This window comes from Flavobacterium sp. 90 (genome assembly GCF_004339525.1).
Classification (GTDB): Bacteria; Bacteroidota; Bacteroidia; order Flavobacteriales; family Flavobacteriaceae; genus Flavobacterium.
This window is the reverse complement of sequence record NZ_SMGE01000001.1, coordinates 2,021,901-2,034,912: the sequence shown is the minus strand read 5'-3', so window position 1 is coordinate 2,034,912 and position 13,012 is coordinate 2,021,901. Positions and strand designations below refer to the sequence as shown.

Sequence of the window (13,012 nt, the reverse complement as noted above, 5' to 3'; positions counted from 1 at the left end):
TTCTAAAAAGTCCCAGTCGCAGTTTTTAGTCTCAGCGAGTACTGGAAACTACGACTGAAAATTAATGCTAAGCGAAAGTTTTTAGTTATAGTGAAAAACTGAAAACTGCGACTGTAAACTGTATACTTTTTTTAAAGCATTCCTAATTCTAATTTTGCTTCTTCGCTCATTAAATCTTTACTCCAAGGCGGATCAAAAGTAATTTCAACATCAACATCTTTGATGTTTTCAATTGTTTTTACTTTTTCTTCAACTTCTCTTGGCAAACTTTCCGCAACAGGACAGTTAGGTGACGTTAAAGTCATTAAGATTTTTACTTCGAAATCAGTATTTACCATTACGTCATAAATCAAACCTAATTCGTAAATATCTACAGGAATCTCTGGATCGTAAATGCCTTTTAAAACTTTTACAATTGATTCTCCTAATTCGTTTGTGTCTATTTCTTGTTCCATTTTTTTGTTTTTTGTTTTTTCCACCATATAAGTTATATAAGTTCATTTAAATATTATGCTTATATTTTCTTAGTTCAATATGGTTTTTTGCTTCTTTTTAATATTTAGCCAACAAGCTTATAATTACTTATATGGTTTAATTTTTATTTATTTTTTTAATCTTCTAGCCAGCGATATAATTCGTTGACATATGTTTTTTGACCTTCGTGATAAATATTTGTAACATTGAAATTTATCATTAGACCTATTGGAGACTTTAAAAGTTTCATATAAGACATTAGCTTGGCTATGTGAATTGGTATGATTTTATCAACCGCTTTTAATTCCAGAACCAAACAATTCTCAATAAACAAATCACATCTTAAGTCAGATTCAAGTTCTAAACCTTTATATTCAACCGGAATTACTAATTCAGATTGAAAATTGATTTCCCTTAGAGATAATTCCTTAATCATACATTTATGATAAATATTCTCTAAAAGCCCGGCTCCAATATTTTTATGAACTTCTATTGCTGCTCCATTCACATGGTAAATTAAATCAGTCAAATATTTCTTTGTAATCATGCTTTCTTAGCAAGACACAAAAAAATAAAAAGAAAGATAAAACTTACTTTTAAATATTCAACATGTAAGTTATATAAGTTTATTTAAACATGCTGCTTATATTTTCTCAGTTCAATATGGCTTTTGCTTCTTTTTAATATTTAACCAACAAGCTTATAATTCCTTATATAACTTATATGGTTTAATAAACTTTTTACTTAGTTTTTGTTTTTTGCATCAAAAGCCAAAGCGTACATTTTGATATTTTTAATCATTGAAACCAATCCATTTGCACGAGTTGCTGATAAATGCTCTTTTAAGCCAATGTCATCAATAAATTGAGTGTCAGCATTTATAATGTCTTCAGCTTTTTGATTAGAGAAAGCACGAATTAAAATCGCAATAATCCCTTTGGTCAAAATAGCGTCACTATCTGCAGTAAAAACAATTTTATCATCGTTTTGTTCCCCTTGCAACCAAACTTTTGACTGACAGCCTTTGATTAAATTCTCGTCAGTTTTGTATTCGTCTTTGATTAACGGAAGACTTTTTCCCAATTCGATGATGTACTCATAACGCTGCATCCAGTCATCAAACATCGAGAATTCGTCTATTATTTCGTTTTGTATTTCTTTTATTGTCATAATTATTCTTTCGTAAAATCCAGTAGCAAATTTACCAATTTTTCTATTTCCTTTGGAGGATTGCCATTGTCGAAACCTTTAGTTTCATATGTTTTTTGATTCTGGACTACTTTTAAGTTTGCAATTGCGGCACCATCATAAAAACGTTTTTCACTTGGCGCTTTCAAAGTTGGAATACTTTCTAAGTTAACCTTTGAAAATTCTGTTGCAATTTGTTTCCATTTTGCATCGCTTATTTTACTTTCTACAGCTTCGGTATTTTTACCATTAATGATAGAAACTGTTTTATTTTGAACCATTATCTTTTTGTAAAGACCACGAGACATTGCAGAATATTCTATTTGTGTAGTTGTCATATCGGCTGTTTTTTGGCTTGAACAACTTGTCCCGATAAAAATCGTTAAGAGCAATAAAGATAATATTTTCATAAAAGAGTTTTTTTAGCTTAACATAGTTTTTGCTTTTTTAACTGCTTCAACCATTGTGTCAATTTCTTCTATTGTATTGTAAAAAGAAAATGAAGCACGAATAGTTCCCGGAATACAGAAAAAGTTCATAATAGGTTGAGCACAATGATGTCCGGTTCTAACGGCAATTCCTAATTTATCGATAATTGAACCAATATCGTAAGGATGAATTCCGTCAATATTAAACGAAACCACAGAAGCTTTATTTTTTCCGGTTCCGTAAATTCTCAAACCGTCTATTTCTAATAAACGTTTTGTAGCGTGTTCTAATAATGCATTTTCTTGTTTCTGAATATTATCAAAACCAATGTTGTTTAAATAATCAACAGCAGTTCCTAAAACAATTCCGCCGGCAATATTTGGAGTTCCGGCTTCAAATTTATGAGGAAGATCAGCATAAGTCGTTTTCTCGAAAGTAACTTCTTTGATCATTTCTCCGCCACCTTGATAAGGAGGCAATTTGTTTAACCATTCTTCTTTTCCGTATAAAATTCCCGTTCCGGTTGGTCCGCACATTTTATGTCCCGAAAAAGCATAAAAATCACAATCTAAATCCTGAACATCTGGTTTTAAATGCGGAACTGCCTGAGCGCCATCAATTAAAACAGCGGCGCCAACAGCATGTGCTTTTTCAATAATATATTTGATAGGATTTATAATTCCTAATGCGTTCGAAATATGATTTACAGTTACAACTTTAGTTTTCTCTGAAAGTAAAGCGTCAAAATCCTCCATGATTAATTCACCATTTTCATTCATCGGAATCACTCTAAGAGTTGCTCCGGTTTTCTCGCACAACATTTGCCACGGTACAATATTACTATGATGTTCCAATGAAGAAACTACAACTTCGTCACCAGGTTTCAAAATAGAAGCAAAACCATTTGTTACCAGATTGATTCCGTGTGTTGTTCCCGAAGTAAAAAGTACTTCATGCGAAAATTTAGCATTAATATGATGTTGGATTTTTACTCTTGAAATCTCATAAGCATCAGTTGCCAATTGACTTAATGTATGAACGCCACGATGAATATTGGCATTGATTTCCTGATAGTATTTTACCTCGGCATCGATCACAATTTGTGGTTTTTGTGAAGTTGCACCGTTATCAAAATAAACTAAAGGTTTTCCGTTTACTTTTTCCGAAAGTATCGGAAAATCAGCTCTTATTTTTTGGATGTCTAACATGTCTTATTTAGAAAAATTCTATTTACAAAAGTACTAAAACTAAATTGTTTTATGCGGCTATTCTATAATTTCCTTTTATGGTGCTATCAATTACAAGACAATGTGTTGATTCCATAAAGTTTAATTCTATTTTTTGAACATAACGAGTTATAATTCTAAATTGACTCATAATATCGTGAACATAAATTAATTATATTGCATTAAAAACATCTAACTATAATTATGAAAAAATTTCTCAAATTACTTGCGCTTGTTTTAGTTCTTGCATTTCTGTATTTTGGATTCACAACTTATCCGAAACTTGATTTGATTTCTGGCTTTTCAGCCAAAAGTATTGCGTCGGGTCATTTTTTAGATAACAGATCAAAAGAATTAATCGAGAAAACAGACAATGATATTAATCTGATTGATTTGGCAACGAATACGATTAATGATGCCGGAAAATTTGCAACTTCAAATGTTTATGGGTTAAAGGAGCGAAAAGCAATTTATCGTGAAGGTTTGGGAGCAACTTTGATTAATGATGATTATGATGTTTCGAAGCCGTATTTGCTTCCAAAGAGAACCAAATTGGTAAACAATCTTCCTTTTCCTTACGGGAATAATGAGCCAAAAGATTCCGCTTTTGCGAATGTTGATTATTCAAAATTGAAGAAAGCGATTGATGATTCTTTCGATAAAAATGGGGGAAAAGCAAAACGTACTCGCGCCGTTGTAGTTTTATATAAAGACAAATTGATTGGCGAAAAATATGATACGGGTTTTAATAAAGACAGTAAAATTCTGGGTTGGTCGATGACTAAAAGTATTACCAGTTCTGCTTTTGGAGTTTTAGCCAAACAAGGAAAAATTGATATTTACAAACCGGCTCCAATTGCCGAATGGAAAAATGATGATCGTAAAATTATCACGATAAATGATTTACTTCACATGAATTCCGGTTTAGAATGGGAAGAGAATTACAGCACGATTTGCGATGCCACAAAAATGCTTTTTCAGGCAGAAGATATGGGGAAAGTTCAAATGGATAAACCGGCACAATTCAAGCCAGACACACATTGGAATTATTCTTCAGGAACGACGAATTTATTATCCAGAATTTTGAGAGCACAATTTAAAACGCAACAAGAATATCTTGATTTTTGGTATAGCGCCGTAATTGACAAAATTGGAATGAATTCGATGATTGTCGAGCAAGATATGTCGGGAACTTTTGTAGGTTCGTCTTACGGATGGGCAACGCCTCGCGATTGGTCGAAATTTGGATTATTGTACCTCCATAAAGGAAACTGGAACGGTGAACAAATTTTAGACGAAAGTTGGGTAAAATATACAGCAACTCCAACAAATACTTCAGAAGGAAAATATGGTGCTCAATTTTGGTTAAACGCCGGAGGGAAATTTCCTGATGTTCCTCGCGATATGTTTTATTGCAGCGGATATCAAGGGCAAATGGTAGCAATTATTCCGTCTCTGGATATGGTAATTGTTAGAATGGGATTGAAAGAAGAAGATCAGGGATTTGATTTTAATGGGTTCTTGAAAGGGATAATTGATAGTGTGAAGAAATAATTTTCATATTCAAAATTTATAAGATTTAGATTACTATTTTTGCTGAAATATTTATGGTATGTCTGAAAATAAGAGACCTCGAATTAAAAAAGAACAGCATGAAATTATTATTGATGAAGCTGCTTACGTTGAAAACGCATGCACTAAAAACGCGAAAAAAATTAGTAATATTTCTGAAAATATAATTACAGAATTTTGGATCGATAAACATTATTCAATTAGAGATCAACATGGAGATGATTTTGGAAAAAGAGAAGGGATTAATATTGAAATGATTGAGGATGTAATTCGTAAATCTTTTAAAATATTAAAATTTTTTAATTTTAAAAATGAGAAGTTTAGGTTTGTAAATTTTCCTCCAAAAAAGATCAGACCTTTAAGATTGGTTTTAAAACAAGTTTTTGGGATTGATGAAACGTTAAACATTATTGTTGAATATAATTTTATTGAACTTAACTTATATGAAGTAACTGTAGTTACCGCTTTAAGAAAAGAAAATTTTACATTGTCAGATGGTCAATATGGAATTGTATTTGACTTGGATAAAATTAAATTGATGTTTAAAGTGAGAGGATTTGAAACTTTAATAGATGAGTATCTTCATTAAGTAGGATGAATTAATTGTAATAAAAAAGACGATAGAGAAAAAGTATCACTGTTTTTGATGTATAGATTAAAAACGTTATACCTTTGTTTTTATAGAGAGCAGGATAATACTCTGGGAAGTCTGAAAAGACAGGACAAAAATCTGGGAAGCTCTTTAAATAAAAAAACCACTCAAAAGAGTGGTTTTTTTATTTAAAATTAAATTTTTTACAAATCAAATCCTAAATTCACGCCTAATTTCATGGCAATGATTTTAGTAATTCTTTGTTTTAATTCCGGTATTTTAATGCTTTCGATTACAGCATTTGAGAATGCATACATCAATAAAGCTTTTGCTTCTTTTTTCGGGATTCCACGTGATTGCATGTAGAACATTGCTGTTTCGTCAAGTTGTCCAACTGTACAACCGTGAGAACATTTTACGTCATCTGCAAAAATCTCTAATTGTGGTTTTGCGTTGATAGTTGCTTTATCACTCAATAAAATATTGTTGCTTTTTTGGAAAGCATTTGTTTTTTGAGCTTCTTTTTCTACCAAAACTTTTCCGTTGAAAACTCCAGTTGAGCGATCAGAGAAAATTCCTTTATAATCCTGGAAACTCTCGCAATTTGGTGTTGCGTGGTTTACCAAAGTATAATGATCAACGTGTTGTTTGTCATTTAAGATGGAAATTCCGTTAAGTGTACTTGTCAATCTTTCACCAAAGTGATAAAAGTTTAAGTTGTTACGTGTTAGGTTTCCTCCAAATGAGAAAGTATGCACATAAGCGTGGCTTTCTTGTTGTTGCGATACATAAGTATTATCAACTAAATTCGCTTCACTATTGTCGTTTTGAATTTTGTAATAATCAACGATCGCACGTTTTTGAGCAAAAATCTCCGTAACAGAATTTGTCAAAACAGGATTTTCATTCAAACTTTGGTGACGCTCGATAATTTGAACATGTGAGTTTTCGCCTACAATAATCAAATTTCTTGGCTGAACCATTAAAGCAGCTTCGTTTCCTGTTGAGAAATACATAATCTCAATAGGTTTATCAGCAACTTTTTTCTTCGGAATATTGATAAAAGCTCCTTCACTTGCAAAAGCAGTATTCAATGAAGTCAAACTGTCATCTTTACTTGCGATTTGATTGAAGTACGTATCAATAATCATTTTATATTTTGGTTTGGTCAATGCCGATGACATCAAACAAACATCGATTCCGTCATGCGTTGTAGAAGACAAATGCGAACTGAAAACACCATCGATAAATACTAGTTTATAAGTGTCGATTTCATGTAAAAAGTATTTTTTTACCTGATTAAATTCGATTGCATTTTCTTGCTTAGGAAAAACCGTAAAGTCATTTTTTAAGATGGCGTTTAGCGATGTATATTTCCAAGCTTCTTCTTTTTTGGTTGGGAAACCTTTATTTTCAAAGTTTTTTAGTGCTTTGGTGCGAATATCATGTAAATCTGAATGTACATCGACACGCTCTTCAAAAGCCATAAAAGACGATACTAATTTTTCTTTTAAATCCATTTTCTTGTTTAGTCTTAAAGTCGAAAGTCGAAAGTCAAAAGACTCAGGATTGTCGACTGTTTTGCCAAAAGGTTAAAAATTTTAAGCATAAAGTTTGCGACTTTATGACTTTCGACTTTATGACTTTGGGCTCAAATATTTTATGAAACCACTTAATAATTTCGATATTTCTGTTACCGATTCTAAGAGTATTTCAAATTCTTCTTTAATAATGTATTCCAGATCAAATGCTAAATATAATTGAGATCGAACTTCTCCTGCTGATGCTTTTGCTACATATAAAAAGTAAATAAACTCTTTGTCTGTATTTCTCTCAAAACCTTCAGCTATATTTGATGATATAGAGATTGATGCTCGTCTAATTTGTCTAACAAAATCAAAATCTTTTTTGAAATTAGAGTTTTCAGTGATCAGATAAATTCTTTTGTTGAAGATTCTTGATTTTTTCCAAGAATTAATTTCTTCGAAAGAATTAAATTTACTCATATTTTCTTTTGACTTTAAGACTTGCGACTTTAGACTGTTTAATTCTCTGCCTTGATCCAATCGTAGCCCTTTTCCTCTAGCTCATATGCTAGCTCTTTTCCGCCTGATTTTACGATTCTTCCGTTGTAAAGAACGTGAACGAAATCCGGAACGATATAATCTAATAAACGTTGGTAGTGTGTGATAACGATAATTGCGTTTTTCTCGCTTTTTAATTTGTTAACTCCATTAGCAACAATTCTTAATGCGTCGATATCAAGACCAGAATCGGTTTCGTCAAGGATTGCTAATTTTGGCTCTAACATTGCCATTTGGAAAATTTCGTTTCTTTTTTTCTCTCCTCCGGAAAAACCTTCGTTTAAAGAACGAGACAAAAATTTACGATCGATTTCTAACAATTCAGATTTCTCGCGAATTACTTTTAGCATTTCGTTTGCAGGCATTTCTTCCTGACCGTTTGCTTTACGAGTTTCGTTGATTGCAGTTTTCATGAAGTTTGTAACACTTACTCCGGGAATTTCTACAGGATATTGAAAAGAAAGGAAAACTCCTTTGTGTGCTCTTTCTTCTGGAGCAAGATCAGCAAGATCTTCTCCATCAAGGAAAACTTGTCCGTCAGTAACTTCGTAGTTTTCGTTTCCGGCAATTACAGCCGAAAGTGTACTTTTTCCAGAACCGTTTGGTCCCATGATAGCGTGTACTTCGCCAGCTTTAACTTCTATATTAATTCCTTTAAGGATTTCTTTATCACCAATTGAGGCGTGAAGGTTTTTTATTGATAACATTGTTTTTTTTATTTTATATAAATGTCAATTCTATTTTTGTTGTGTGGTTTAGGATGTTGGCATTAAAATGCGCGTGTCCTAAATATTCCATGCCTAAATAATCGGCTGATTTTTTGAAAGGAATGTAAAAACTTTCTTCAATTTCATTGTCGTGTGAATTTGATATCACGCCAATTTTCTTTCCTCTAAGTTTTCGTCCGGTTTCTTTTTCAATTCGGATTAAATCCGAAAAACGATCAAAGAAAACCTTCATTATTCCGCTCATATTATACCAATATATTGGCGTTGCAAAAATTAAAGTGTCGTATTGTTCGAGTATTCTTCTTATTAAAGGAAGAAAATCATCCTCTTTGTTTTTGCTTTCGTAATCATAATAAGAGATACTATAATCACTTAAATCAATTACATCGATTCCGGTATCTTTAGAAATTTCATCCACAATTCGGGTTGTGTTTCCATTTTTTCTGGATGATCCTAAAATGATTACTTTTTTACCTTCCATTTTGTAATTAACCTACAGATCCTTCTAAAGAAATCTCTAATAATTTTTGAGCTTCAACAGCAAATTCCATTGGCAATTTGTTCAATACATCTTTACTGAAACCGTTTACAATTAAGGCAATCGCTTTTTCAGTTGGGATACCTCTTTGGTTGCAATAAAAAACCTGATCTTCTCCAATTTTACTTGTAGTTGCTTCGTGTTCTATTTTAGCCGATGGATTTTTACTTTCGATATAAGGGAAAGTATGCGCTCCGCAATTGTTCCCCATTAAAAGAGAATCACATTGCGAAAAGTTACGTGCATTCTCAGCTCTTGGGCTAATTTGCACTAATCCGCGGTAACTGTTTTGTGATTTACCAGCCGAGATACCTTTAGAAATAATTGTCGATTTAGTGTTTTTACCTAAATGGATCATTTTAGTTCCCGTATCTGCTTGTTGGTAATTATTGGTAACGGCGATTGAATAAAATTCTCCTACCGAATTATCTCCTTTAAGTACGCATGAAGGATATTTCCAGGTTACAGCAGAACCAGTTTCTACTTGTGTCCATGAAATTTTAGCGTTTGTTTCGCATAAACCTCTTTTGGTTACGAAGTTGTAAACTCCACCTTTTCCTTCTTTGTTTCCAGGGAACCAGTTTTGAACGGTAGAATATTTAATTTCGGCATCATCCATAGCGATTAATTCAACCACAGCAGCGTGTAATTGGTTTTCGTCACGACTTGGTGCAGTACATCCTTCAAGGTATGATACATAACTTCCTTCATCAGCAATCACAAGAGTTCTCTCGAATTGTCCTGTTCCTGCCTGATTGATTCTGAAATAAGTTGAAAGTTCCATTGGGCAACGAACGCCTTTTGGAATATAACAGAAACTTCCGTCAGAGAAAACTGCTGAGTTTAATGCTGCATAGAAGTTGTCTTTTTGAGGTACAACAGTTCCTAAATATTTTTTTACTAGTTCTGGGTGTTCTTTGATAGCTTCTGAAATTGGACAGAAAATAATTCCTTTTTCAGCCAAAGTTTTTTTGAAAGTCGTAGCTACAGAAACAGAATCGACAACAATATCCATAGCGACATTGTTCATCATTTTTTGTTCATCGACAGAGATTCCTAACTTTTTGTACATTTCAAGAAGTTCCGGATCTACATCGTCTAACGTTTTGTTTGGATCTACTTGTTTTGGAGCAGAATAATATGAAATAGCCTGAAAATCTGGCTTTTGATAATGAACATTTGCCCATTCCGGCTCGATCATTTCTTTCCATGCACGAAAAGCCTCGATGCGCCATTCAGTCATCCATTCTGGTTCTTCTTTTTTAAGAGAAATAGCTCTTACGATATCTTCGTTTAAGCCAATAGGAAATGTCTCCGATTCAATATCGGTATAAAATCCGTATTCGTATTCTTTAGTTTCGAGTTCGATTTTTAAATCGTCTTCAGTGTATTTTGACATTTTTTAGTTTTTTAAAACGCTTAAAAAAATGGAGTTTCTTAAGCGTTCAAATTTTTGCTTTCGTTAGATTCTTTTTAATTTATAGCGAAAAAGATTCTCCGCAACCACAAGTTCTGCTGGCATTTGGATTATTAAATACAAAACCTTTTCCGTTTAATCCGCCAGAGAATTCCAGAATTGTTCCGGCTAAATATAGAAATGATTTTTTTTCAACTGCAATTGTTATGTCGTTGTCTACGAATATTTTATCGTCGTCGCCTTTAGTTTTGTCAAATTTTAAATCATAAGACAAACCAGAGCATCCGCCACTTTTCACGCCTACTCTTACGTAGTCGCTAGCAGCGTCAAAACCGTCGTCTTTCATTAAGTCGATGATTTTCTTTTTAGCTGTATCAGAAACTTTTATCATTGTTTATGGTATTTGTTTTTAGTTTCAACCGGATTTTCCTTAAAATAGTAATTTTAATATTACAATTTAAAGTGCTGTTATTCAATGTTGAAATGAAATTATCTGCAAAGATACGACTTAAAAACCTTTTTCCATAACGGTTCACATTATTATAACAAATGTTAAAATAGATAGAACTTATTTTGATGAATTATCAAGAGAAATAAGATTTGAATGTTTAATGCTTAACTAAAAAGGGTTTCTTTTTTCTAAAGTTAAAAAACCGTATTTATACCTGTTTCGGGTGATAAAATATTGGTATTTTTGCAAAAAATTGTGAGTAATTATGAAAAAACAGTACAAAGATAAGTGGTTAAAAGTACTTTTAGCGGTGTTTTTTGTTTTTGGAATAGGTGCTACAGTCTTTATTTTTAGTAAAGAGTCAAATGAAATTGTTGAGAAAAGTAAAGCCGAATCAAGTAGTCAGGAAAATTTAAAATTGAGTCAGGAAGCTCTTGCACAAAAAAACATTTTAGATTCTTTGACGAATTTAAAGTTGGCTTATGATCAGGCTATACTTGAGAAAACGGCATTATCGCAACAATTAGAAACGGAAAGAAAGAACATTGAAAATTTGATGGAAATCATTAAGGTTTCTAAAAATCCTTCGGTGGAACAAATATATATTTATAGAAAACAACTTTCAGATATGAATGCTTCATTAGTATCGAAAGGAATAGAAGTTAAGAATTTAAAATCTCAGAATAAAAGTTTGTTAACTGAAATCGAAAGCCAAAATGTTGTTATGTATCAGCAAAAAGCTGAAAATGATACTTTGATTTCGAAACAAAGAAAGCTAGAATCAACCTTAAAAGATGCTTCGAGATTATCCTTGAATAGTTTTAAAGTGGTTGCGCTTCGCGAAAAAAAATCTGGTAAGGAACTAGAAACTGATAAAGCAAAAAGTGCAAAGAAGTTAAAAGTTAGTTTTGCTATCAATGGAAATTCAGTTGCAAAAACTGGAAAGAGATTATTTTACGTTCAGGTTCTGGATCAAAATAATACAGTTTTGGGCGAGAATAAATTGATAGAATTCGGAAACGATAAAGCCTTAGTTTATAGTTTTATTGTTTCAGTAGATTTTCAGGGAAAACCCGCAAATGTCTATGGAATTTTAGATTCAGGAGATAATCATTTTGTTAAAGGAACCTACTTTGTCAACTTCTTCGACAAGCAAGAAATAATGGGAAGTGCTTCTATTACTTTAGAATAAAAATAATTTTTTAGCCCGCGGATTAAACTGATTTAACGGGTTTTCGCCGTGTTTTATTTATTATCAAGGCGTTGAAAGTATAAGTTTCAACTAAAAAAAATCTGTGTCAATCGGCTAAATCTGTAAAACCCGTGGGCAATTTAACATCCGCAGTTAGCATAAAGAGATTGGTTTTCCTAGCTTTGTTTTCTTATTAGAAAATTACGCTTATGAAACTTTATCCTATAGAATCCGGAAATTTTAAGTTAGACGGAGGTGCAATGTTTGGAGTTGTGCCCAAAACAATCTGGAACAAAAGCAATCCTGCCGATGCTAATAATTTAATTGATATTGCCGCTCGTTGTTTGCTTATTGAAGATGGAAATCGCCTGATTTTGATTGATACCGGAATGGGAGATAAACAATCGGAGAAGTTCTTTGGATATTATTCACTTTGGGGATCGCATTCTATTGATAAATCATTAGCTAAATATGGTTTTCACCGAGATGATATTACAGACGTTTTTATGACGCATCTTCATTTTGACCATTGTGGTGGAAGTGTACAATGGAATTCAGATAAAACGGGATACGAACCAGCTTTTAAAAATGCTAAATACTGGAGTAACGAGAACCATTGGGAATGGGCAACAAAACCGAACGCTCGTGAAAAAGCTTCTTTTTTATCAGAGAATATTTTACCAATGCAGGAAAGCGGACAATTGAATTTTATAAATCGTCCTGAAGCTGATTTTGGCTTTTCTGAAGAATTGAATTTCGGAATTTATTATGTCGACGGTCATACTGAAAAACAGATGATTCCACATATTAAATATCAGGATAAAACCATCGTTTTTTGTGCCGATTTGTTGGCGACAGCCGGACATATTCCTTTGCCATATGTTATGGGTTACGATACAAGACCTTTATTGACAATGCCTGAAAAATCTAAATTTCTAAATGCAGCAGCGGACAATAATTATTATTTGTTCCTTGAACACGATGCACACAATCAGATTATAACGGTTGAACATACGGAGAAAGGCGTTCGGTTAAAAGAAGTATTTACGTGCGAAGAGGTTCTTTAAAAAGAACTTTAAATCATAAAAAAATCCCATTCACCGAGGCGAATGGGATTTTTA

At 32.6% G+C, this 13,012-nt stretch carries 15 protein-coding genes; 4 read left to right on the top strand and 11 right to left on the bottom strand.

The window, feature by feature from the left end:
- Window positions 1-131: 131 nt before the first annotated feature.
- The 5 genes from C8C83_RS08180 to C8C83_RS08160 all read right to left on the bottom strand — a co-directional run bounded on the left by C8C83_RS08180 (window position 132) and on the right by C8C83_RS08160 (window position 3,299).
- A complete protein-coding gene (locus C8C83_RS08180) occupies window positions 132-455 on the bottom strand; it encodes an SUF system Fe-S cluster assembly protein (protein ID WP_099710273.1) in 324 nt (107 codons plus the stop codon).
- 155 nt (window positions 456-610) lie between these two features.
- A complete protein-coding gene (locus C8C83_RS08175; protein WP_121327683.1) occupies window positions 611-1,021 on the bottom strand; it encodes a GxxExxY protein in 411 nt (136 codons plus the stop codon).
- A gap of 197 nt (window positions 1,022-1,218) precedes the next feature.
- Complete coding sequence (locus C8C83_RS08170; RefSeq protein ID WP_121327681.1) at window positions 1,219-1,644, bottom strand: SufE family protein; 426 nt, start codon at window positions 1,642-1,644, stop codon at window positions 1,219-1,221.
- A gap of 2 nt (window positions 1,645-1,646) precedes the next feature.
- Window positions 1,647-2,072: a hypothetical protein gene (locus C8C83_RS08165; protein ID WP_121327679.1), complete on the bottom strand. Its 426-nt coding sequence runs from the start codon at window positions 2,070-2,072 to the stop codon at window positions 1,647-1,649.
- Window positions 2,073-2,084: 12 nt separating this feature from the next.
- Complete coding sequence (locus C8C83_RS08160; protein WP_121327677.1) at window positions 2,085-3,299, bottom strand: cysteine desulfurase; 1,215 nt, start codon at window positions 3,297-3,299, stop codon at window positions 2,085-2,087.
- Window positions 3,300-3,521: 222 nt separating this feature from the next.
- Here C8C83_RS08160 and C8C83_RS08155 point away from each other — a divergent pair, with 222 nt between their 5' ends.
- Window positions 3,522-4,871, top strand: coding sequence for a serine hydrolase (locus C8C83_RS08155; protein ID WP_121327675.1), 1,350 nt, complete (start codon window positions 3,522-3,524; stop codon window positions 4,869-4,871).
- A 58-nt stretch (window positions 4,872-4,929) separates the two neighbouring features.
- Window positions 4,930-5,478, top strand: a complete 549-nt coding sequence (locus C8C83_RS08150; RefSeq protein WP_121327673.1) for a hypothetical protein — start codon at window positions 4,930-4,932, stop codon at window positions 5,476-5,478.
- 206 nt (window positions 5,479-5,684) lie between these two features.
- Here C8C83_RS08150 and sufD read toward each other — a convergent pair whose 3' ends face one another.
- The 6 genes from sufD to C8C83_RS08120 all read right to left on the bottom strand — a co-directional run bounded on the left by sufD (window position 5,685) and on the right by C8C83_RS08120 (window position 10,639).
- Window positions 5,685-7,001, bottom strand: a complete 1,317-nt coding sequence (sufD, locus tag C8C83_RS08145) for a Fe-S cluster assembly protein SufD (protein ID WP_121327671.1) — start codon at window positions 6,999-7,001, stop codon at window positions 5,685-5,687.
- Window positions 7,002-7,118: 117 nt separating this feature from the next.
- A complete protein-coding gene (locus tag C8C83_RS08140) occupies window positions 7,119-7,487 on the bottom strand; it encodes a four helix bundle protein (protein WP_055097566.1) in 369 nt (122 codons plus the stop codon).
- A 38-nt stretch (window positions 7,488-7,525) separates the two neighbouring features.
- Entirely contained in the window at window positions 7,526-8,272 is a 747-nt protein-coding gene (sufC, locus tag C8C83_RS08135) for a Fe-S cluster assembly ATPase SufC (protein WP_055097564.1), read from the bottom strand.
- 13 nt (window positions 8,273-8,285) lie between these two features.
- Window positions 8,286-8,774, bottom strand: coding sequence for a flavodoxin family protein (locus C8C83_RS08130; RefSeq protein WP_121327669.1), 489 nt, complete (start codon window positions 8,772-8,774; stop codon window positions 8,286-8,288).
- A 7-nt stretch (window positions 8,775-8,781) separates the two neighbouring features.
- A complete protein-coding gene (gene sufB, locus C8C83_RS08125; RefSeq protein ID WP_121327667.1) occupies window positions 8,782-10,230 on the bottom strand; it encodes a Fe-S cluster assembly protein SufB in 1,449 nt (482 codons plus the stop codon).
- A 79-nt stretch (window positions 10,231-10,309) separates the two neighbouring features.
- On the bottom strand, window positions 10,310-10,639 hold the full coding sequence (locus C8C83_RS08120; RefSeq protein ID WP_055097560.1) for an iron-sulfur cluster assembly accessory protein: 330 nt from the start codon (window positions 10,637-10,639) through the stop codon (window positions 10,310-10,312).
- Between the two features lie 325 nt (window positions 10,640-10,964).
- Here C8C83_RS08120 and C8C83_RS08115 point away from each other — a divergent pair, with 325 nt between their 5' ends.
- Together C8C83_RS08115 and C8C83_RS08110 are read left to right on the top strand one after the other, a co-directional pair.
- Window positions 10,965-11,891, top strand: a complete 927-nt coding sequence (locus C8C83_RS08115; protein ID WP_121327665.1) for a hypothetical protein — start codon at window positions 10,965-10,967, stop codon at window positions 11,889-11,891.
- Between the two features lie 209 nt (window positions 11,892-12,100).
- Entirely contained in the window at window positions 12,101-12,958 is an 858-nt protein-coding gene (locus tag C8C83_RS08110; protein WP_121327663.1) for an MBL fold metallo-hydrolase, read from the top strand.
- Window positions 12,959-13,012 lie beyond the last annotated feature (54 nt).

Coding starts and splice junctions, on each gene's coding strand:
- C8C83_RS08180 (WP_099710273.1), bottom strand. CDS start 455: ATGGAACAAGAAATAGACACAAACGAATTAGGAGAATCAATTGTAAAA.
- C8C83_RS08175 (WP_121327683.1), bottom strand. CDS start 1,021: ATGATTACAAAGAAATATTTGACTGATTTAATTTACCATGTGAATGGA.
- C8C83_RS08170 (WP_121327681.1), bottom strand. CDS start 1,644: ATGACAATAAAAGAAATACAAAACGAAATAATAGACGAATTCTCGATG.
- C8C83_RS08165 (WP_121327679.1), bottom strand. CDS start 2,072: ATGAAAATATTATCTTTATTGCTCTTAACGATTTTTATCGGGACAAGT.
- C8C83_RS08160 (WP_121327677.1), bottom strand. CDS start 3,299: ATGTTAGACATCCAAAAAATAAGAGCTGATTTTCCGATACTTTCGGAA.
- C8C83_RS08155 (WP_121327675.1), top strand. CDS start 3,522: ATGAAAAAATTTCTCAAATTACTTGCGCTTGTTTTAGTTCTTGCATTT.
- C8C83_RS08150 (WP_121327673.1), top strand. CDS start 4,930: ATGTCTGAAAATAAGAGACCTCGAATTAAAAAAGAACAGCATGAAATT.
- sufD (WP_121327671.1), bottom strand. CDS start 7,001: ATGGATTTAAAAGAAAAATTAGTATCGTCTTTTATGGCTTTTGAAGAG.
- C8C83_RS08140 (WP_055097566.1), bottom strand. CDS start 7,487: ATGAGTAAATTTAATTCTTTCGAAGAAATTAATTCTTGGAAAAAATCA.
- sufC (WP_055097564.1), bottom strand. CDS start 8,272: ATGTTATCAATAAAAAACCTTCACGCCTCAATTGGTGATAAAGAAATC.
- C8C83_RS08130 (WP_121327669.1), bottom strand. CDS start 8,774: ATGGAAGGTAAAAAAGTAATCATTTTAGGATCATCCAGAAAAAATGGA.
- sufB (WP_121327667.1), bottom strand. CDS start 10,230: ATGTCAAAATACACTGAAGACGATTTAAAAATCGAACTCGAAACTAAA.
- C8C83_RS08120 (WP_055097560.1), bottom strand. CDS start 10,639: ATGATAAAAGTTTCTGATACAGCTAAAAAGAAAATCATCGACTTAATG.
- C8C83_RS08115 (WP_121327665.1), top strand. CDS start 10,965: ATGAAAAAACAGTACAAAGATAAGTGGTTAAAAGTACTTTTAGCGGTG.
- C8C83_RS08110 (WP_121327663.1), top strand. CDS start 12,101: ATGAAACTTTATCCTATAGAATCCGGAAATTTTAAGTTAGACGGAGGT.